Here is a 20,514-nt window from a genome sequence, read left to right as displayed (position 1 = left end):
ACGAACCATGCTGGAAATCAAGAACCTGCACGTCAAGCTTGAGGATGAGGACAAGCAGATCCTCAAGGGCGTCGATCTGACCGTCCCGGCTGGCGAGGTCCATGCCATCATGGGGCCGAACGGCTCGGGCAAGTCCACGCTGTCCTATGTGCTGTCGGGTCGCGACGGCTATGAGGTCACCGGCGGTGAGGCCACGCTGGACGGCGAGAGCCTGCTGGAGATGGAGCCCGAGGAACGCGCCGCCGCCGGCCTGTTCCTGGCTTTCCAATACCCGGTCGAGATCCCCGGCGTGGGCAACATGACCTTCCTGCGCACCGCGGTGAACGCGCAGCGCAAGGCGCGCGGCGAGGAAGAGCTGTCCTCGGCCGATTTCCTCAAGCTGATCCGCCAGAAGGCGGCGACGCTGAAGATCGACAGCGAGATGCTGAAGCGCGCGGTCAACGTCGGCTTCTCGGGCGGCGAGAAGAAGCGCAACGAGATCCTGCAGATGGCGATGCTCGAGCCGCGCATGTGCATCCTGGACGAGACCGATTCCGGCCTTGACGTGGACGCGATGCGGCTGGTGGCCGAGGGCGTGAACGCCCTGCGCTCGCCCGACCGCAGCTTCCTGGTCATCACCCATTACCAGCGGCTTCTGGACCATATCCGGCCCGACGTGGTGCATATCATGGCCGACGGCCGCATCGTGCGCACCGGCGGCCCCGAACTGGCGCTGGAGGTCGAGCAGAACGGCTACGGCGATCTGCTGGCGGAGGTCGGATGATGGCGGACACGGCTGTTCTTGCCGCGCAGGTGCCCACGGTCGAGGGCAAGGCCCGTCCCGGCGATGCCGCGCTTGCGGCGCGCCTGGACGCGCTGGACCTGCCGCGCGGCGGCTTTACCCGCGCCGCGCGCGAGGATGCGGCGCAGCGGCTGGAGGCCATGGGCCTGCCCGGCGCGCGCGACGAATACTGGCGCTATACCGATCCCGCGCCCTTCAACGCGGCCCGGCCGCAGCCGGTCGAGCTGGCGGCGGATGAAACCACCCTGTTCACCGGCATCGACCGGCTGAACCTGGTCTTCGTGGACGGGCGCTTCGACGCCGAGGCCTCGGATGCGCTTGTGGCCGAGGGGGTGCAGGTCGAAAGTCTGGCCGCCGCCGATGCCGGGGCGGATCACTGGGCGGCCGGGCTTTACGGCCGGCTGGAAACCGCGGGCCAGGTGCCGGTCAAGCGACCCTTCGCCGCGCTGAACACGCTGGTCGCCGCCGAGGGCGTGCTGATCCGCGTCACCGGCAAGGTCGAGCGTCCGGTGCATATCACCTATCGCCGCTCGGCGGCGGATGCCGACGTGCATCTGCACCACCTCGTCCAGCTGGAGGAGGGGGCCGAGCTGACGCTGCTGGAAACCGGCTCGATCGGCGCGCGCTCGAACGTGGTGATCGAGGCCGACCTGGGCCGGGGCGCCCGCTTCCATCACATCAGCGCCAAGCGCGCCAACGATCCCAAGCTGGGGCTGGGCCATATCTTTGCCCGCGTCGCTGCCGAGGCGCTGTTCAAGTCCTTCACGCTTTCGGTCAACGGCTCGATGATGCGCAACGAGGCGGTGATCGACATCGCCGGCGACGATGCCGTGGCCCATATCGCCGCCGCGGTGCTGGGCGACGGCGACATCGGCCGCTTCCACCATGACGACACCGTCTTCGTCACCCATGCCGCCGAGCGCTGCGAAAGCCGCCAGGTGTTCAAGAAGGTGCTGAAGAACGGGGCCGAGGGCATCTTCCAGGGCAAGATCCTGGTCAAGCCCGGCGCGCAAAAGACCGACGGCTACCAGATCAGCCAGGGGCTTCTGCTGGACGAGGGCAGCCAGTTCCTCGCCAAGCCGGAACTCGAGATCTATGCCGACGACGTGAAATGCTCGCATGGCTCGACCACCGGCGCGCTGGACGAGACGGCGCTGTTCTACCTGCGCTCGCGCGGGGTGCCCAAGGAGCGCGCCATCGTGCTGCTGGTGCTGTCCTTCCTGGCCGATGCGCTGGACGAGATCGAGGACCAGCGGCTGCGCGACGACATCCTGGGCCGGCTGGAAGACTGGCTGACGGCGCGCGCGGGCAATCCGGGCAAGGCGGCCAGTCCGGGCAAGGCATGAGCCGGGCCGGCATCGTCCCGCGCATCCTGGAAAGCTGGTGGGCGCCGGGCAGGGTAGTTAGGTCCCTGCGCGGCATGCCCGACCGGGCGCTGATCGTCGTGCTGATGGCGGCGATGCTGATCTTTCTGATCGCGCAGGCGCCGGGCCATGCGCGGGATGCGCAGCTCATGCCCGAGGTGCCGCTGGGCGCGCGCATGGGCGGGGCGCTGCTGGCGGTGATGTTCATGATGCCGCTGCTGGCCTATGGGCTGGCGGCGCTGGTTTCGGCGCTGTCGCGGCTGACGCCCTGGCCGGTCGCGCCGCAGGATTCGCGGCTGGCGCTGTTCTGGGCCTTGCTGGCTGTGGCGCCGGCGATGCTGCTGGCGGGGCTGACCGCCGGGCTGGTCGGCCCCGGTGCGGCGCTTGGCGTGACGCGGGCGGTGGCGGGGCTCGGCTTTCTCGTGATATGGGGCGCGGGATTGCGCGCATTGGCGGGGAACAGATGAAACTGGGCGATCTTGGCGATCTGATGGTCCTGACCCTGCGCGACCCCGATGCGGCGGTCGCGGTGCTGCGCGGGCTGGACCTGCCGATGGCGACGCGCTGGATGGTGCTGCTGCTGGCGGTGACGCTGTCCACGCTGCTGGCCGCGCTGTCGCTGCTGCTGTTCCCGATCGAGGTGGACAACCCTGTCTCGCGCATGCTTTCCGAACCGATGACGCTGGCCGGCATCCAGCTGGGCGCCATGGCGTTGTCGGCGCTGTTCGTGGCCCAGATCGGCCGGCTGTTCGGCGGGCATGGCACGTTCGCCGATGCGCTGCTGATCGTCGGCTGGGTCGAGCTGATGCTGGTCGGGCTGCAGGCGGTGCAGGTGGTGATGATGGCGCTGTTCCCGGCTACCGCCACGCTGCTGTCCATGCTGGCCTTTGGCCTTTTCCTCTATCTTGCCGTGACCATGACCAAGGCGCTGCACGGGTTCACCAGCACCGGCAAGGTGGTCGTGGGCCTGATCGGCAGCATTTTCCTGCTTGGCTTCGTGCTGTCGCTGATCGCGGCGGCATTCGGCATCGTCCCCGAGGTGACACCATGAGCTTCGACGTCGAAAAGATCCGTGCCGATTTCCCGATCCTGTCGCGGCAGGTGAACGGCCGGCCGCTGGTCTACCTGGACAATGGCGCCTCGGCGCAAAAGCCGCGCGTGGTGATCGACGCCATCACCCGCGCCTATGAGGCGGAATATGCCAATGTCCATCGCGGCTTGCATTTCCTGTCCAACCTCGCGACCGAGAATTACGAGCGGGTGCGCGCCATCATCGCCCGCTTCCTGAACGCCCCGCGCGAGGACGAGGTGATCTTCACCTCGGGCGCGACCGAGGGGATCAACCTGGTCTCCTATGGCTGGGCCGCGCCGCGGCTGGGGCCGGGCGACGAGATCGTGCTGTCGGTGCTGGAGCATCACGCCAATATCGTGCCCTGGCACTTCCTGCGCGAACGCCAGGGCGTGGCGCTGAAATGGGTCGAGCCCGAGCCCGACGGCTCGCTGCCGCCCGAAAAGGTGCTGGCGGCGGTGGGACCGCGCACCCGGCTGATCGCCGTCACCCATATGTCGAACGTGACCGGCACCGTGGTCGATGTCGGCGCCATCGCGCGGGCGACCGACGTGCCGGTGCTGGCCGACGGGTCGCAGGCCGCGGTGCATATGCCGGTGGACCTGTCCACGCTGGGCGTCGATTTCTACTGCATCACCGGGCACAAGCTCTATGGCCCCTCGGGCTCGGGCGCGATCTGGATCCGGGCCGAGCGCCAGGCCGAGATGCGCCCCTTCATGGGCGGCGGTGACATGATCCGCACCGTCACCCGCGACGGCGTGGATTACGCCGACCCGCCGCTGCGCTTCGAGGCGGGCACCCCCGGCATCGCCAACCAGATCGGCCTGGGCGCGGCGCTGGAATACCTGATGGCGCTTGGCATGGAGAACATCGCCGCGCATGAGCGTGACCTGCGCGACTATGCCCGCGAGCGGCTGCGCAGCCTGAACTGGCTGTCGGTGCAGGGCGACGCGGCCGAGAAGGGCGCGATCTTCTCGATGACGATGCAGGGCGCGCATGCCCATGACATCTCGACCATCCTCGACAAGCGCGGCATCGCGGTGCGGGCGGGAACGCATTGCGCCATGCCCCTGCTGGACTTCTTCGGCCTCAGCGCCACCGCGCGCGCCAGCTTCGCCATGTATAACACCCGCGCCGAGGTCGATGCGCTGGTGGACGGGCTGTCCTTCTGCCGGGAACTGTTCGCCTGACCCCTCCGGCGTAATATTCGTTCCTTCGTAGGCATGCGTCAATTTGCGGCGGCGCCCGATTCTGGCGGCGTTGTGCCGGCATTGCTAGACTGCATTCAGGAAGCGCGCTCTCTTCGGCCGTAGCGAACCGGCCGACCCTTGGGAGGAAGAGGGCAAATGCCACCGACAAACCGGGCCATGCGTTTGCTCGCATGGGCCTTTTGGGTCGCGGCCGCGATGGCCGCGCCGGCGCAGGCGCAGGAGGCGCCTGCCGTTCCGGGCAGCGGCAGCACCGCCGACCATTCGAAATTTCCGGCGCTGAAGGGGCCCTTCTCATCGGGGCCGGAAGTCACCCAGGCCTGCCTGTCCTGCCATACCGAGGCCGGCGACCAGGTCATGCACACGCTGCACTGGACATGGGACTATACCCATGCCGAAACTGGGCAGAAGCTGGGAAAATCCAGCGTCATCAATTCGTTTTGCGGCAATGTCGGCTCGAACGAGGCGCGCTGCACATCCTGCCACGCCGGCTATGGCTGGACCGACGTGCGCCAGCCGCCGCCCTCTGACCCGGCGCGGGTGGATTGCCTGGCCTGCCATGACCGTTCCGGCCAATATACCAAGCTCGACAACATGGCGGGCCATCCGCCGCTGGAGCCGGTGCCTGCCGGGGCCAAGACCATCACCGGCGCCGATGCCAAGCCGGTCGATCTGGCGCGGGCGGCACAATCGGTGGGCGCGCCCGGACGCGACAATTGCGGCAACTGCCATTTCTACGGCGGCGGCGGCGACAACGTGAAGCATGGCGACCTGTCCTCGGCGCTGATCCGGCCGGACCTGGCGACCGATGTGCATATGTCGCCCGAAGGCGGCAATTTCACCTGCCAGACCTGCCATGTCACCGAGGACCACCGCGTCGCCGGCTCGCGCTATGCCGTCGAGGCCAAGGACATCGTCGATGCCCATCTGCTGGGCCAGCCGCGCGATGCCGCGACCTGCGAAAGCTGCCACGGCAACCGGCCCCATGCCGCGACGCCGACGGGGATGAAGCTGAACGACCATACCGACCGCGTCGCCTGCCAGACCTGCCACATTCCGTCCTTTGCTCGCGGCGGCGTCGCGACCAAGACGCTGTGGGACTGGTCGACCGCCGGCAAGCTCAAGGACGGCAAGCCCTTCGCCGAAGAGGAGTTCACCCAGTCCGACGGCCAGCACCTGCACACCTACCTGTCCACCAAGGGCAATTTCGAATGGGCCGAGAACGTGGTGCCCTTCTATGGCTGGTTCAACGGCACGGTCGAGTACACCACCGCCGAGACGGTCTTCGATCCGTCGCTGCCGGTCGAGATCAACCGGCTCGAGGGTTCGGCCGTCGACCCGGATGCGCGGATCTGGCCCTTCAAGCAGATGGTCGGCCGCCAGGCCTTCGACACCGAGCGCAACGTGCTTCTGCACAGCCAGGTCTATGGCCCGCAGACCGATACCGCCTTCTGGACGAATTTCGACTGGTCCAAGGCGCTGCAGGCGGCGGCGCATTACATGGGCACGGATTATTCCGGGAAGTTCGATTTCGTCGACACGCAGATGTATTGGCCGATCACCCATATGGTCGCGCCGGCCGAGGATGCGCTGAAATGCGGTGCCTGCCACCGGCCGGAAGGCCGCATGGCCGGAATCACCGGCGTCTATATTCCCGGCACCGGCCTGCCGCCGGGCGGGATCATCGGGCTGGCCCTGCTGGCGATGGCGGTCGCGGGCGTGGCCGGGCACGGGCTTCTGCGCCTGCTTGGCAGGAAGGGAAAGGGGGCGCATCATGGCTGAGCGCAAGGTTCTGGTCTATACCCGCTTCAACCGGCTGTGGCACTGGAGCCAGGCGGCCTCGATCCTGGTCCTGCTGTTCACCGGGCTGCGGATCATGGGGCTGCACGGGGTTCTGACCTTCGGCCTGGCGGTGACGATCCATTCCGTCGTCGCGGTGGCGCTGATGCTGCTCTGGGCCTTCACCGCCTTCTGGCTGCTGACGACCGGGACGTGGCGACAGTTCGCGCCGCGCCGCGCCGGGCTGTGGCAGGTCGCGCGCTTCTATGCCTGGGGGGTGTTCCGCGGCGAGGAGCACCCCTATCGCAAGGTGCTGCGGCGCCGGCACAACCCCTTGCAGGCGCTGGCCTATCTGGCGTTGAAGGTGCTGCTGTTCCCGGCGGTGTTTCTCAGCGGCATTGCCTATCTGGGCTATGGCTTGTGGGACGATCTCGACCCGTCGGGATGGGCGATCTGGGCGGTGGCCAACATCCACATCCTGACCGCCTTTGCGATCGGCAGCTTCGTGGTGGCGCATGTCTACCTGCTGACCGTCGGCCACGGCTTTCGCGAGCATGTGAAGCCGATGCTGACCGGGTTCGAGACCGTCGACCTGACGCCCGAGCAGGAAGCCTATCTGGCCGCCGAGGAACCCCGGCGCCTGAAGCCCTGACCGGCGATTTGCCATTGCGGGGGCCGGTCCGATCGGCTATGGACCGGCCTGAGGCACCCGTAGCTCAGCTGGATAGAGTGTCGCCCTCCGAAGGCGAAGGTCACAGGTTCGAATCCTGTCGGGTGCGCCATTTCCCCGAACCACCACCGGAACATCGGCCGCTTGGGATGTTCCTGCGGGGCTTGGACCAACCAGCACGGCTCCCCTGCATCGGCTGCGCGGGAAAGGCCCGCCGCGGCGCGATTCGTTGGCGGGTGGGCAGAGGCTTCCATCCGCCAAGATCAGCGGCGTGGCGTCCGCCACGAGCTGTGCGGCCGGGCTCAGGTCGTTGCGGCTTCCGGTGCGGTTTCGAAGGCGCGGGCGATCTCGGCCTCGGGGCAGCCATTGGCCAGCATCGCCGCCAGCAGGATGCGCGCCTGGCCGGGGCGCAGCAGCCGGGCATGGATGGCACCCGCACGACGCATGTCATGGCCGCCGCCGCCGCCGCCATAGATCGGCGACAGCAGCCCCTCGGGCACCCGGCTGGAGACCACCACCACCACGCCCTGCGCTCGTGCCCGCGCAATGGCGGCGACCAGTTCGGGCGTGGCATTGCCCGATCCCAGCGCCGAGATCACGATGCCCCGCGCCCCGGCGGCCAGGCTGGCCTCGAGATGCAGCCCGTCGCTGCCGGGATGGGTGGCGACGATGTCGACGCGCAGGCTGTCGACCGGGGCGGGCAGGGGCCGGGTGACGCTGGGGCCTTCCTCGGCCACGCGGCGAAAGGCGTCCGGCGCGTCCGAGGCGAATTTGTAAAGCCCCCAGACCGGCAGCAGCCGGCCGCCGAAGGCCAGGACCACGCCCCCCTGGCCGGGCGGCTGCAGGGCCGCGCGGACGGCATCGGCCAGGTTGCGCGCCCCGTCCGAACGCGGGTGGTCCGAGGCGAATTGCGCCCCCGTGAACACCACCGGCTTGCGCGGCGCATGCTGCAATTGCACCAGAAGCGCGGTTTCCTCCATCGCGTCGGTGCCGTGCAGGGCGATGACGCCGGCGATGCCGGGATCGGCCAGCTGGGCCGCCACCGCGTCACTGATGCGCTGCATGTCGGCCAGCGTCAGGCTGGCGGAATCCTTGGCCAGCACCTCTTGCGGGCGCAGGTCGACCGCCATCGGCGGCAGCATCGCCAAAAGATCCGCCGCTCCCAGGCTGGGGCTGGCGGCGCCGTTCGTGTCCCGGCTGCTGGCGATGGTGCCGCCGGTGGCAAGCACCGCCAGCAGCGGAATCCGTCCGGTCCCGGTCACGACACGAACTGCATGGTTGCGCAATCCCTCCCTTGCAGAACTGCGGCCGGCTTGGGCGGGCCCGGCCTGCCGCGATCTGTCTGACAGCTTGCGATAAACACAGCCGCCGCCGGGGTCAAGCCCGGCCGGTCGCCTGCACCCTGCGTAATCTTGCGCGGCCGGGGGCGAAAGCGGGCGGATCATTGCCGCAGCGGGCCTGCCACCGCAAGATCAGGAATTGGCCGGGCGCTGGCTGATGATCCAGGTCATCGCCTGTTCGACCTCGTCGAGATGGTCGCGCATGGCGGTGCGCGCCTCGGTCTCGGAGCCGGCGGCGATCGCCTCGGCGATGCGGCGATGTTCCAGGTTCGAGGTGATGCGCCGATCCGCCATCAGGTTCACCAGTTCGGATTGCCGCATCAGCGCGTCGCGGGAATCGGTGACGATGCGGGCGAACAGCCGGTTGCGGGCGGCCTCGGCGATCAGGCAGTGGAAATCGGAATCCAGCCGCACCCATTTCAGCGCATCCTCCTGTCGCTCCATGCTGTCGCAAAGCTGCAAGAGCCGGGCCATGTCCTCGTCGCTGCGGCGCAGGGCGGCCCAGCCGGCGGCGGGGATCTCGATGAAGGGGCGGGCCTCGATCAGCTCGCGCGCCGAATAGTTGCCATAGGCAAGCTCCGGCGCCTGCCGGTCCGAGATGACGAAGCTGCCGCTGCCGCTGCGGCTGCGGGTCAGGCCCAGCGTCTGCAGCGAGCGCATGGCCTCGCGGATGATCGGGCGGCTGACGCCGTAATGCTCGGCCAGCTTGGCCTCGGAGGGCAGCCGGATGCCGACCGGCAAGCGGCCGGCCAGTATCGCGCCTCGCAGATCCTCGAACACCGTCTCGGCGGCGTTTTTCCGACTGACCGGGCTCTTATGGGACAACCAATCAGCCACCTTGTTCATGGCGCCAATGTTGCATGTCAGGCGCACCTGTCAAGACGTGCTGTCGGGGAACCGTCTACCAGTACAGAATGGCGGCGCCGAGCAGCCCGGCCAGGCCGGCGATCTGCGCCATGAAAATCAGGTGATAGATCCTCATCCGCGTCGCTCCGCGTCCAGAATCCGGGGAAATCGTTTCTCATCCTGCCGGGGGTCGCGGATTTTTGGAAGCCGGATTCCGGGCGCGGTGAACATTTATCAACTCTGCCCGCCCGGCCCGTGCGGGGTTGCACCCGCTGCTGCGGTATGGCAGTCAGGGCCGGCGGCGGCGAACGACCCTTGGCGCGATTCTGCGCCCGCATTTCCCATATCCGAACAGCTACAGGTTTTCCGATGCGTGATCCCCTGTTCCGCATGGCCCTGCTTCTTGGCCTGCTTTCCGCCGTCGGTCCCTTTGCGATCGACATGTATCTGCCCGCCCTGCCGCAGGTGGCCAGCGACCTTGGCACCACCGAGGCCGGGGCGGCGCTGACCCTGACCTCGTATTTCATCGTCTTCGGCTTTGCGCAGATGATCTATGGGCCCATGGCCGATGCGGTCGGGCGCAAGAAGCCGCTGGTGATCGGCGTGGCGATCTTTCTGGCCGCCACAGTCGCGGCCAGCCTGGCGCCGACCATCGGCTGGCTGATCGCCGCCCGCGCCTTGCAGGGGCTGGGCGCGGCCACGCTGATGGCGGTGCCGCGCGCGGTGATCCGCGACATGGCGACCGGCCCCGCGGCGGCCAGGATGATGGCGGCGATCATGATCGTGATCTCGGTCTCGCCCATGCTGGCGCCGCTGACCGGATCGGCGGTGATGGCCTGGGGCGGCTGGCGCGAGATCTTCGCCGTGCTGGCCGCGGCCGCCTTGCTGAGCCTGGGGCTGATCCTGTTCGTGCTGCCCGAGACCCTGCCGGCCGAGCGGCGCCGGCCGGTGCGGCTGGCGGCCATGACGGCCGGGGCGCGGCGGCTGCTGTCCGACCGCCGCTTCCTGGGGCTGACCATGATCGGCGGCTTCGGCATGGCCAGCTTCTTCGTGTTCCTGGCCTCGGCGAGCTTCGTCTATACCCGGCAATACGGGCTCAGCCCGACCGGGTTCTCGCTGGCCTTCGCGGTGAATGCGGTGGGCTTCTTCACCGCCTCGCAATTCGCCGGCCGGCTGGCCGAGCGCTTCGGGATGGAGCGGGTGATCTCGCTGGCCATCACCGGCTTTGCCGGGCTGTCGCTGGCGCTGTCCCTGGTGGTGCTGGCGGGGTTCGACGCGCTGGCGGTGGTCATCGCCGGGCTGTTTGTGGCCAATGCCTGCCTGGGGCTGGTCATGCCGACAGCCATGGTCATGTCGCTGGACCCGCATCCCGACATCGCCGGGCTCGCCTCGTCGCTGGGCGGCACGCTGCAGATGCTGACGGGCGGGCTGATGATCGCCGTGACCGGGCCGCTCCTGGACAATACCGCGGCGACCATGGTGCCGGCGATCACGCTTTGCGCGGGCCTTGCCTGGGCGGCGGCCGCGGCCTCGCTGCCGCGGCTGCGGCTGCTGGCCTGACCTTCCCGGTCCCGCCCCAGCCTGCGCCGCGCCCTTGGGGGCGGGCAGGGCGCGCTCGGGCCGAAACCCGCATCATGGATCACGCCGGCGGGCTGGCACGCTGGGCCGGCGCGCCGTGTCGCGCCAGCACCCGCTGCCTTTCGGTCGGGATCGGCGGAACCTATCCGCCGGCATATCCGGGCGCGGTCGGAGGCCGCCGCTTGCGCTCGGATCCCCGCCGTCAGGGAATGTTCAGCGCCGTGTCCAGCAGGGTGTTGGGCTGGACCAGCGCCTTCAGCGCGGCCGGGTCGGTGATGGTGACGCGCATGCCGTCGATATGCACGCCATGGTCGCGCAGCGCCTTGAAGGCGCGCGACAGGCTTTCCGGCGTCATGCCCAGGTAAGAGGCCAGCAGCCGCTTTTCCTGCGGCAGCACGAAGCCCGCCACGCCGCCCGCGTCCTGCGACCGTTGCCACAGATAGGCGCCCAGCCTTTCGCGGGCATTGCGCAGCTTGAGGTTCTTGGCATGGCGCACCAGGTTGCGATAGCCCTCGGACAGTTCCTGCACCGTGGCCAGGGCAAAGCCGTGGTCGCGCGAAAAGGCCGCGCGCACGTCCACCGCCGGGATCAGCACGATGCGCGAGCGTTGCAGGGTGCGCGCCGACATCAGATAGGGCGCGTCGCGCATGCAGGCGGCCAGGATGAAGGTGGCGACCGGCTGGACCACGGCCATGGTGGTGTCGCGGTCCTGCCAGTTGGCGTAAAGCTCGACCGCGCCCTCCAGCACGACATGCAGGAAATTCGCCACCTCGCCCTGCCGGATCAGCTCCAGCTGGGCGGGGAACACCTGGTCGTAGGCCGCATGGATCAGCGCGTCGAAGCACGGGCTGGTCATGTTGCGAAACAGCGGCAGGTTGCGGATGTCGTTGCGGTCCTCTTCGCGCATAAAGCTGTCCTGTCGGATGGGTCTGGAATCGCATCTGACATAGCAAAAATCTTGATATTTGTCAATCAATAATGGCATATTTGTCATGAAATGACAGGGCGAACGATGGGTGCCGGATTGAGTATCCTTCAACCCTGACGGCGCAGAATCGAAATCCGGTCGGTTTCCGGGGTGCGGCTGGGCCAGGTTGATCCAGATCAAACATTGCCGCCGCGGCCCGTGTTGGGTGAGCGCCACAAACAGCGCGCGAACGTCCCAATCGGAGCATCCGCCATGCCGGACCCAAGTTCCTATTCCCCGATGCAGCAGCAAAAGGCGCTGTGGCTCAGCACCACCGCCTTCACGCTGTGCTTCGCCGTCTGGACGATCTTTTCCATCATCGGCATCACCATCAAGCAGGAACTCGGCCTGACCGAGTTCGAATATGGGGTGCTGATCGCCACGCCCATCCTGACCGGGTCGCTGATCCGGCTGATCCTGGGCGTCTGGACCGAACGCTATGGCGGGCGCCTGGTGTTCTCGTTGCAGATGCTGTTCACCGGCCTTGCCACCTGGGCGCTGACCTGGGCCGACAGCTATGCCACCTTCCTGCTGGCCGCGCTTGGCGTGGGCATGGCGGGCGGTTCCTTCATCATCGGCGTCGCCTATGTCTCGAAATGGTTCCCGGCCCAGCGCCAGGGGACCGCGCTTGGCATCTTCGGCATGGGCAATGTCGGCGCCGCGGTGACCAAGTTCATCGCGCCCTTCATCCTGGTGGCCTGGGGCTGGCAGGCGGTGGCGCAGATCTGGGCGGTGGGCATCGCGCTGATGGGCGTGGTCTTCCTGCTGGTCGCCCGCGACGATCCCGATTTCGAGGCGCGCCGCGCCCAGGGCATCGCCGCGCCGACCCTGGCCGAGCAGTTCGCGCCGCTCAGGAATCTGCAGGTCTGGCGCTTTGCGCTTTACTACTTCTTCGTCTTCGGCGGCTTCGTCGCCCTGGCGCTGTGGCTGCCGCATTACCTGACGCAGGTCTATGGCGTCGACCTGCGGGTGGCCGGCATGGCGGCGGCGGCCTTCAGCCTGTCGGCCAGCATCTTCCGCGCCTATGGCGGCATCCTGTCGGACCGTTTCGGCGCGCGCACGGTGATGTATTGGACCTTCGGCTTCAGCGCGCTGTTCCTGTTCATGCTGTCCTATCCGCCGACGGACTATACCATCCGCGGCAAGGACGGGCTGATCTCGTTCTCGACCGAGATGGGGCTCTGGCCCTTCGTGGTGACGCTGTTTGCGCTGGGCTTCTTCATGAGCCTGGGCAAGGCCGCGATCTTCAAGCACATCCCGGTCTATTACCCGAACCACGTCGGCGCGGTCGGCGGGCTTGTCGGCATGATCGGCGGGCTGGGGGGCTTCGTTCTGCCCATCGTCTTCGGCGCGGCGCTGGACCTGACCGGGATCTGGACCTCGTGCTTTGCCCTGCTTTTGCTGATCGTCGTCGTCTCGATGGCCTGGATGCACCTGTCGATCCGCGCCATGGAGCGCCGCGCCCAGGGCCGCGCCCTGGACCGGCTGCCGAACTTTCCCGAACTGGCCGAGGTGCATGACCCCGAGCGCACGGTGATGCCGCGCGTGCTGGACGACTGGCGCCCCGAGAACCCGACCTTCTGGGCCGAGCAGGGCCGCAGGATCGCCCGGCGCAACCTGTGGATCTCGATCCCGGCGCTGACGCTGGCCTTCGCGGTCTGGATGGTGTGGTCGGTGGTCGTGGCCAAGCTGCCGCTGATCGGCTTCGACTTTACGCAGGACCAGCTGTTCTGGCTGGCGGCGCTGCCGGCGCTGTCGGGGGCCACGCTGCGCATCTTCTACAGCTTCATGGTGCCGATCTTTGGCGGGCGGCTGTGGACGACGCTGTCCACCGCCTCGCTGCTGATCCCGGCCATGGGCATCGGCTATGCGGTGCAGGATCCCTCGACGCCCTATGTGATCTTCGTGGCGCTGGCGCTGCTTTGCGGGCTGGGGGGCGCGAACTTCGCCTCGTCCATGGCCAATATCAGCTTCTTCTTCCCGAAATCGGAAAAGGGCAACGCCCTGGGGCTGAACGCGGGCCTGGGCAACCTGGGCGTGTCGCTGATGCAGTTCCTGGTGCCCATCGTCATCACCATGGGCGTCTTCGGCGCCATGGGCGGCGCGGCGCAGGAGCTTTCGGACGGCAGCCGGCTGTGGATGCAGAACGCGGGCTTCATCTGGGTGCCCTTCATCATCGTCTCGACCATCGCGGCATGGCTGGGCATGAACGACATCACCGACGCCCGCGCCAGCTTCCGCGAGCAGGCGGTGATCTTTACCCGGCTGCACAACTGGGTGATGTGCCTGCTCTATATCGGCACCTTCGGCAGCTTCATCGGCTATTCGGCGGGCTTCCCGCTGCTGATCAAGCTGGCCTTCCCCGATGTGAACGCGCTGCAATTCGTCTTCCTGGGGCCGCTGGTCGGCGCGCTCAGCCGGGCGGGGACGGGCTGGCTTTCCGACCGGGTCGGCGGCGGGCGCGTGACCTTCTGGGTCTTTGCCGGCATGATCGTGTCGGTGGGGCTGGTGATCGTCTCGCTCCAGGCGCTGTCCTTCTGGGGCTTCTTCGCGGGCTTCATGGCGCTGTTCTTCTTTACCGGGGTCGGCAATTCCTCGACCTTCCAGATGATCCCCGTCATCATGCGCAAGGAAGTCGCCCGGCTTGAGCCGCAGCTTTCCCCCGAGGACCGCCGCCGGCAGTCCGACCGCGAATCCGCCGCGATCATCGCCTTCACCAGCGCGATCGGCGCCTATGGCGGCTTCTTCATCCCCAAGGCCTACGGCAGCTCGATCGCGCTGACCGGATCGGCGTTGGGCGCGCTCTGGGCCTTCCTGGGCTTCTACGTGCTGTGCCTTGCCGTGACCTGGGTGTTCTACACCCGGCCGGGCGGGCTTTTGCACGACATCGAACGCGGCCGCGCCCCTGCCGGCGCCGCCACCCCTGCCTGACATAGGAGACAGCCATGAGCCATCTGCTGGACCGCCTGAACTTCCTGAAATCCACGCGCAAGGACGTGTTTTCGGAAGGGCATGGCCAGACCACGACCGAAAACCGCGACTGGGAGGACACCTATCGCGGGCGCTGGCGGCACGACAAGATCGTGCGCTCGACCCATGGGGTGAACTGCACCGGCTCCTGTTCCTGGAAGATCTATGTCAAATCCGGCATCGTCACCTGGGAAACGCAGCAGACCGACTATCCCCGCACCAGGCCGGACCTGCCCAACCACGAGCCGCGCGGCTGCGCGCGCGGCGCCTCCTACAGCTGGTATCTCTATTCCGCGAACCGGGTGAAGACGCCGCTGATCCGCGGCCGGCTGATGAAGCTCTGGCGCGAAAAGCGCCGGACCATGACCCCCATCGAGGCCTGGAGCGCGATCCAGGCCGACCCGCAGGCGCGCGAAAGCTATACCCGCATCCGCGGCAAGGGCGGCTTCGTGCGCGCGACCTGGGACGAGGCGACCGAGATCGTGGCCGCGGCCAATGCCTATACGGCGAAAACCTATGGCCCAGACCGGGTCTTCGGCTTCTCGCCGATCCCGGCCATGTCGATGATCTCCTATGCGGCGGGCACGCGCTACCTGTCGCTCTTGGGCGGCACCTGCATGTCCTTCTATGACTGGTATTGCGACCTGCCGCCGGCCAGCCCGCAGACCTGGGGCGAACAGACCGACGTGCCGGAATCGGCGGATTGGTATAACGCGGGCTACCTGCTGCTCTGGGGTTCGAACGTGCCGCAGACCCGCACGCCCGACGCGCATTTCTATACCGAGGCGCGCTATCGCGGCACCAAGTCGGCGGTGATCTGCCCCGACTATTCCGAGGCGGCGAAGTTCGGCGACATCTGGCTGAACGCCAAGCAGGGCACCGACGCGGCGCTGGGCATGGCCTTCGGCCATGTCATCCTGCGCGAGTTCCACCTGGACCGGCAGGCCGAATATTTCGAGGATTACTGCCGGCGCTATTCCGACATGCCCATGCTGGTGCGGCTGGAGGAACGGGACGGCCGCCTGATCCCCGGCCGCCAGCTGCGCGCCAGCGATTTCGACGGCGCGCTGGACCAGGCGAACAACCCGGAATGGAAGACGGTCGCCATCGACGACGTGACCGGCCGCATCGTGGTCCCGAACGGCTCGGTCGGCTTCCGCTGGGGCGAGCAGGGGCGCTGGAACCTTGAGCAGAAGGCCGGCGAGGACGAGGTCCGGCTGAAGATGAGCCTGATCCTGGACGAGGATCGCGACGACGTGGTCGGCGTCGACTTCCCCTATTTCGGCGGCGCCGCGACCAATGGCTTCGCCGTCGACGACCGCGGCGCGGTGCTGACCCGCAACGTGCCGGTCAAGCGGCTGACCCTGGCCGATGGCCAGCAGGCGCTGGTCGCCACCGTCTTCGACCTGTTCTGCGCCAATTACAGCCTGGACCGGGGCCTGGGCGGCGAGAACGTCGCGCGCGACTATGACGCCGACGTGCCCTTTACCCCCGCCTGGGCCGAGCGCATCACCGGCGTGCGCCGCGACAAGATCATCCAGGTCGCGCGCGAATTCGCCGCCAATGCCGAAAAGACCAATGGGCGGTCGATGATCATCATCGGCGCGGCGATGAACCATTGGTTCCACATGGACATGAACTATCGCGCCGTCATCAACATGCTGGTGATGTGCGGCTGCGTCGGCCAGTCGGGCGGCGGCTGGGCGCATTACGTCGGCCAGGAAAAGCTGCGCCCACAGACCGGCTGGACGGCGCTGGCATTCGCGCTGGACTGGGCGCGCCCGCCGCGGCACATGAACGCGACCTCGGCCTGGTATGCCCATACCGACCAATGGCGCTACGAGACGGTCAGCGCGCAGGAGATCCTGTCGCCGACCGCGCCGGCGGGCGACTGGAACCGGCTCAGCCTGATCGACTACAACATCCGCGCCGAGCGGATGGGCTGGCTGCCCTCGGCCCCGCAGCTGAGGACCAACCCGCTGGAGGTCGGCCGTGCCGCCAAGGCCGAAGGCATCCCCGCCAGGGATTACGTCGCGCGCGAGCTGAAGTCGGGCGATCTGCAGATGTCCTGCGAAGACCCCGACGCGCCCGAGAACTGGCCGAGGAACCTGTTCGTCTGGCGCTCGAACCTGCTCGGTTCCTCGGGCAAGGGGCATGAATATTTCCTCAAGCACCTCTTGGGCACCGATCATGGCGTGCAGGGCAAGGATCTGGGCCAGGAGGGCCGGCAGAAGCCGGTCGAGGCCGCCTGGCACGAGCAGGCGCCGGAGGGCAAGCTGGACCTGCTGGTGACGATCGACTTCCGCATGTCCACCACCGCCGTCTATGCCGACATCGTCCTGCCGACCGCCAGCTGGTATGAAAAGGACGACATGAACACCTCGGACATGCATCCGTTCATCCACCCGCTGCAAGCGGCGGTGGACCCGGCCTACGAGTCGAAATCCGACTGGGAGATCTTCAAGTCCATCGCCCGCAAGTTCTCGGAGATTGCGCCCGAGGTGCTGGGGGTCGAGACCGACGTGGTGCAGCTGCCCCTGCAGCACGACAGCGCCGGCGAGATCGCCCAGCCCTTCGTGCAGGACTGGAAGCTGGGCGAATGCGAGCTGATCCCCGGCAAGACCGCGCCCGCCTATATCGAGATCGAGCGCGACTATCCGAACCTCTACAAGCGCTTCACCGCGCTGGGCCCCTTGATGGAAAAGCTGGGCAACGGCGGCAAGGGCATCAGCTGGGACACCAAGGACGAGGTGCATCACCTGCAGGCGCTGAACGGCCGCGTGACCGAAGAGGGCGCGACCAAGGGCATGGCGCGGATCGAGACGGCTATCGACGCCGCCGAGGTGGTGCTGATGCTGGCGCCCGAGACCAATGGCGAGGTGGCGGTCAAGGCATGGGCCGCGCTTGGCCGCGCCACGGGCCGCGACCACGCCCATCTGGCCGAGGTCAAGGAGGACGAGAAGATCCGCTTCCGCGACATCGCCGCCCAGCCGCGCAAGATCATCTCGTCCCCCACCTGGTCCGGCATCGAAAGCGAGGAGGTCTGCTATAACGCTGGCTGGACCAACGTGCATGAGCTGATCCCGTGGCGCACCGTCTCGGGCCGCCAGCAGCTTTACCAGGACCACGAATGGATGCGCGCCTTTGGCGAAAGCTTCGTGACCTGGCGCCCGCCGGTGGACCTGAAGACCGTCGGCGCGGATGCGAGGAAGTCGCTGGCCGCGGGCGAAAAGCACGTGGTGCTGAACTTCATCACCCCGCACCAGAAATGGGGCATCCATTCGACCTATACCGACAACTTGCTGATGCTGACGCTGAACCGCGGCGGCCCGGTGGTGTGGATATCCGAGATCGACGCCAGGAAAGCCGGGCTGGTCGACAACGACTGGGTCGAGGTCTTCAACAGCAATGGCGTCATCACCGCGCGCGCGGTGGTCAGCCAGCGCATGAAGGAAGGCAGCATGTTCATGTATCACGCCCAGGAAAAGATCGTGAACACGCCCGGCAGCCAGATCACCAACCTGCGCGGCGGCATCCACAATTCGGTGACGCGCATCGTGCCCAAGCCCACCCACATGATCGGCGGCTATGCGCAACTGGCCTATGGCTTCAACTACTACGGCACCGTGGGGGCCAACCGCGACGAATTCGTCATCGTTCGCAAGATGAACAAGGTCGACTGGCTCGACCAGCCCCTGCAAACGGGGCCCGCAACCCAAAAGATGGAGGCAGCGGAATGAAAGTGCGTGCGCAAATCGGCATGGTGCTGAACCTGGACAAGTGTATCGGCTGCCATACCTGCTCGGTGACGTGCAAGAACGTCTGGACCTCGCGCGAAGGCGTCGAATACGCCTGGTTCAACAACGTCGAGACCAAGCCCGGCATCGGCTATCCCAAGGATTGGGAAAACCAGAAGCGCTGGAACGGCGGCTGGGTGCGGACCCGCTCGGGCCATCTGCGGCCCAAGCAGGGCGGCAAGTGGCGCATCCTGGCCAATATCTTTGCCAACCCCGACCTGCCCGAGATCGACGATTTCTACGAGCCCTTCGATTTCGACTACGACCACCTGAAATCGGCGCCCGAGATGCAGGCCTTCCCGACCGCAAGGCCGCGATCCAAGATCTCGGGCGAGCGGATGGAAAAGATCGAATGGGGCCCGAACTGGGAGGAGATCCTGGGCGGCGAGTTCGAGAAACGCAGCAAGGACTACAACTTCGAGGGCATCCAGAAGGACATCTACGGCGAATATGAAAACACCTTCATGATGTATCTGCCGAGGCTTTGCGAGCATTGCCTCAACCCGGCCTGCGTCGCCTCCTGCCCCTCGGGCGCGATCTACAAGCGCGAAGAGGACGGGGTGGTGCTGATCGATCAGGACAAGTGCCGGGGCTGGCGGATGTGCGTGTCCGGCTGCCCCTACAAGAAGATCTATTACAACTGGTCCACCGGGAAGTCGGAAAAATGCATCCTGTGCTATCCCCGGCTTGAATCGGGCCAGCCCACGGTCTGTTCGGAAACCTGCGTCGGCCGCATCCGCTACCTGGGGGTGATGCTCTATGATGCGGACAGGATCGCCGAGGCCGCGGCGGCGGAATCGGAAATGGACCTCTACGACGCGCAGCTGGGCGTGTTCCTGGACCCGAACGACCCCGAGGTGATCGCCGCCGCCCGCGCCGAGGGCGTGCCCGAGGACTGGATCCGCGGCGCGCAGCGCTCGCCGATCTGGAAGATGGCGATGGAATGGAAGATCGCCTTCCCGCTGCACCCGGAATATCGCACCCTGCCGATGGTCTGGTATGTCCCGCCGCTGTCGCCGATCCAGAACGCGGCCGAGGCGGGCAAGATCGCAGCGCAGGACGACATGCCCGACGTGCGCAGCCTGCGCATCCCGCTGCGCTACCTTGCCAACATGCTGACCGCGGGGGACGAGGCCCCGGTCGCCGCCGCGCTGGAGCGGATGCTGGCCATGCGCAGCTACATGCGTTCCAAGACGCTGGACGGGGTGGTGAACCTGGGCGTCGCCAAGCGCGTCGGCCTGACCCCGCAGCAGATCGACGAGATGTATCAGCTGCTCGCCATCGCCAATTACGAGGACCGCTTCGTCATCCCGACCACGCATCGCGAGATCGTCGAGGACGCCTATGACCTGCGCGGCGGCTGCGGCTTTACCGACGGGCACGGCTGTTCGTCGGGCGACACCCCCTCGCTCTTCGGCGGCAAGAAGTTCCGCAGCCCGCAGGAGTTCATCGCATGAAAAGCTTCAAGGCCCTTTCCGCGCTGCTTTCCTATCCCAGCGAGGAGCTGATCGCGGCGCTGACCGAAATCGACGCGGTGCTGCATGCCGAGGGGCTGCTTGGCCCCAAGCGCATGGAGGAAATCGCCCGGCTGCTGCAAGAGCTGCGCCAGGGCGACCTCTACGACCTGCAGGAACGCTATGTGCTGCTGTTCGACCGCTCGCGCAGCCTGTCGCTGAACCTGTTCGAGCATGTGCATGGCGAAAGCCGCGACCGCGGCGGCGCCATGGTCGATCTCTTGGAAACCTATCGCGCCGGCGGCTTCGACCTGGTCGGGCCGGAACTGCCCGACCACCTGCCGGTGCTGCTGGAATACCTGTCCACCCGGCCCTTGCCCGAGGCCGAGGCGCTGCTGGCCGATGCCGCCCATATCCTGGTCGCGCTGGCTGACCGGCTGACGCGGCGCGAAAGCGCCTATGCCGGCGTGCTGAGCGCGCTGGTGACGCTGGTCGTGACCGAGCCACCCGAACTGCCCGAGGAGCTGGCCGCCGTCCCCGACGACGACCCCGAGGATCTGGCCGCGCTGGATGCCGTCTGGGAAGAGGCGCAGGTCACTTTCGGTCCCGACCCCAATGCCGGCTGCCCGGTCAGCCGCGACATCCTTGCCCGCATGGACGCCCCGCGCGTCGCGAACCCGGCGCAATGAGG

The 20,514-nt window shown here is 67.3% G+C and carries 15 protein-coding genes and 1 tRNA gene; 13 read left to right on the top strand and 3 right to left on the bottom strand.

Annotated features, from left to right (window positions below; all coding sequences use genetic code 11):
- Positions 1-7: 7 nt before the first annotated feature.
- The 8 genes from sufC to E3U25_RS07790 all read left to right on the top strand — a co-directional run bounded on the left by sufC (position 8) and on the right by E3U25_RS07790 (position 6,983).
- Complete coding sequence (gene sufC, locus E3U25_RS07825; protein ID WP_036756524.1) at positions 8-763, top strand: Fe-S cluster assembly ATPase SufC; 756 nt, start codon at positions 8-10, stop codon at positions 761-763.
- Positions 763-2,127 (top strand): SufB/SufD family protein, encoded by a 1,365-nt coding sequence (locus E3U25_RS07820; RefSeq protein WP_116221672.1) that lies wholly within the window; start codon positions 763-765, stop codon positions 2,125-2,127. The genes sufC and E3U25_RS07820 overlap by 1 nt, the downstream gene beginning before the upstream one ends.
- On the top strand, positions 2,124-2,612 hold the full coding sequence (locus tag E3U25_RS07815) for a hypothetical protein (protein ID WP_114536110.1): 489 nt from the start codon (positions 2,124-2,126) through the stop codon (positions 2,610-2,612). Before E3U25_RS07820 ends, E3U25_RS07815 begins: the two co-directional genes overlap by 4 nt.
- Positions 2,609-3,196 carry a YIP1 family protein gene (locus E3U25_RS07810; RefSeq protein WP_036756528.1) on the top strand — a complete coding sequence of 196 codons (588 nt, stop codon included), beginning with the start codon at positions 2,609-2,611 and terminating at the stop codon, positions 3,194-3,196. Before E3U25_RS07815 ends, E3U25_RS07810 begins: the two co-directional genes overlap by 4 nt.
- Positions 3,193-4,404, top strand: a complete 1,212-nt coding sequence (locus tag E3U25_RS07805; protein WP_036756531.1) for a cysteine desulfurase — start codon at positions 3,193-3,195, stop codon at positions 4,402-4,404. The genes E3U25_RS07810 and E3U25_RS07805 overlap by 4 nt, the downstream gene beginning before the upstream one ends.
- Positions 4,405-4,560: 156 nt before the next feature.
- Positions 4,561-6,204, top strand: coding sequence for a tetrathionate reductase family octaheme c-type cytochrome (locus E3U25_RS07800; protein ID WP_208861511.1), 1,644 nt, complete (start codon positions 4,561-4,563; stop codon positions 6,202-6,204).
- A complete protein-coding gene (locus E3U25_RS07795) occupies positions 6,197-6,853 on the top strand; it encodes a cytochrome b/b6 domain-containing protein (protein WP_036756536.1) in 657 nt (218 codons plus the stop codon). Before E3U25_RS07800 ends, E3U25_RS07795 begins: the two co-directional genes overlap by 8 nt.
- 53 nt (positions 6,854-6,906) lie before the next feature.
- Positions 6,907-6,983, top strand: a tRNA-Arg gene (locus E3U25_RS07790).
- A 190-nt stretch (positions 6,984-7,173) separates the two neighbouring features.
- Here the strand turns inward: E3U25_RS07790 and E3U25_RS07785 are convergent.
- Positions 7,174-8,133 (bottom strand): asparaginase, encoded by a 960-nt coding sequence (locus E3U25_RS07785; protein ID WP_166435386.1) that lies wholly within the window; start codon positions 8,131-8,133, stop codon positions 7,174-7,176.
- A gap of 210 nt (positions 8,134-8,343) precedes the next feature.
- Positions 8,344-9,057 carry a FadR/GntR family transcriptional regulator gene (locus E3U25_RS07780; RefSeq protein ID WP_036756542.1) on the bottom strand — a complete coding sequence of 238 codons (714 nt, stop codon included), beginning with the start codon at positions 9,055-9,057 and terminating at the stop codon, positions 8,344-8,346.
- Between the two features lie 369 nt (positions 9,058-9,426).
- Between E3U25_RS07780 and E3U25_RS07775 the strand changes: the two genes are divergently transcribed.
- Positions 9,427-10,617 carry a multidrug effflux MFS transporter gene (locus E3U25_RS07775; RefSeq protein WP_116220720.1) on the top strand — a complete coding sequence of 397 codons (1,191 nt, stop codon included), beginning with the start codon at positions 9,427-9,429 and terminating at the stop codon, positions 10,615-10,617.
- 220 nt (positions 10,618-10,837) lie between these two features.
- On the opposite strand, the gene E3U25_RS07770 is transcribed toward E3U25_RS07775, so the two are convergent.
- Positions 10,838-11,542, bottom strand: coding sequence for a helix-turn-helix domain-containing protein (locus tag E3U25_RS07770; protein ID WP_036756548.1), 705 nt, complete (start codon positions 11,540-11,542; stop codon positions 10,838-10,840).
- 273 nt (positions 11,543-11,815) lie between these two features.
- On the opposite strand from E3U25_RS07770, the gene E3U25_RS07765 reads away from it, so the two are divergent.
- Genes E3U25_RS07765 through narJ form a run of 4 tightly spaced genes read left to right on the top strand, consistent with a single transcriptional unit; the run spans position 11,816 to position 20,512 of the window.
- Positions 11,816-14,533 (top strand): nitrate/nitrite transporter, encoded by a 2,718-nt coding sequence (locus E3U25_RS07765; RefSeq protein WP_116220721.1) that lies wholly within the window; start codon positions 11,816-11,818, stop codon positions 14,531-14,533.
- 14 nt (positions 14,534-14,547) lie between these two features.
- Positions 14,548-18,312, top strand: coding sequence for a nitrate reductase subunit alpha (locus tag E3U25_RS07760; RefSeq protein WP_072463076.1), 3,765 nt, complete (start codon positions 14,548-14,550; stop codon positions 18,310-18,312).
- Positions 18,309-19,826, top strand: coding sequence for a nitrate reductase subunit beta (narH, locus tag E3U25_RS07755; RefSeq protein WP_116220722.1), 1,518 nt, complete (start codon positions 18,309-18,311; stop codon positions 19,824-19,826). The genes E3U25_RS07760 and narH overlap by 4 nt, the downstream gene beginning before the upstream one ends.
- Entirely contained in the window at positions 19,823-20,512 is a 690-nt protein-coding gene (gene narJ / locus E3U25_RS07750; protein ID WP_116220723.1) for a nitrate reductase molybdenum cofactor assembly chaperone, read from the top strand. The genes narH and narJ overlap by 4 nt, the downstream gene beginning before the upstream one ends.
- The last annotated feature ends 2 nt before the right edge of the window (positions 20,513-20,514 follow it).

The organism is Paracoccus versutus (assembly GCF_029909795.1).
Classification (GTDB): domain Bacteria; phylum Pseudomonadota; class Alphaproteobacteria; order Rhodobacterales; family Rhodobacteraceae; genus Paracoccus; species Paracoccus versutus.
The sequence above is the reverse complement of the archived record's forward strand: the minus strand, read 5'-3'. Positions and strand labels throughout refer to the sequence as shown.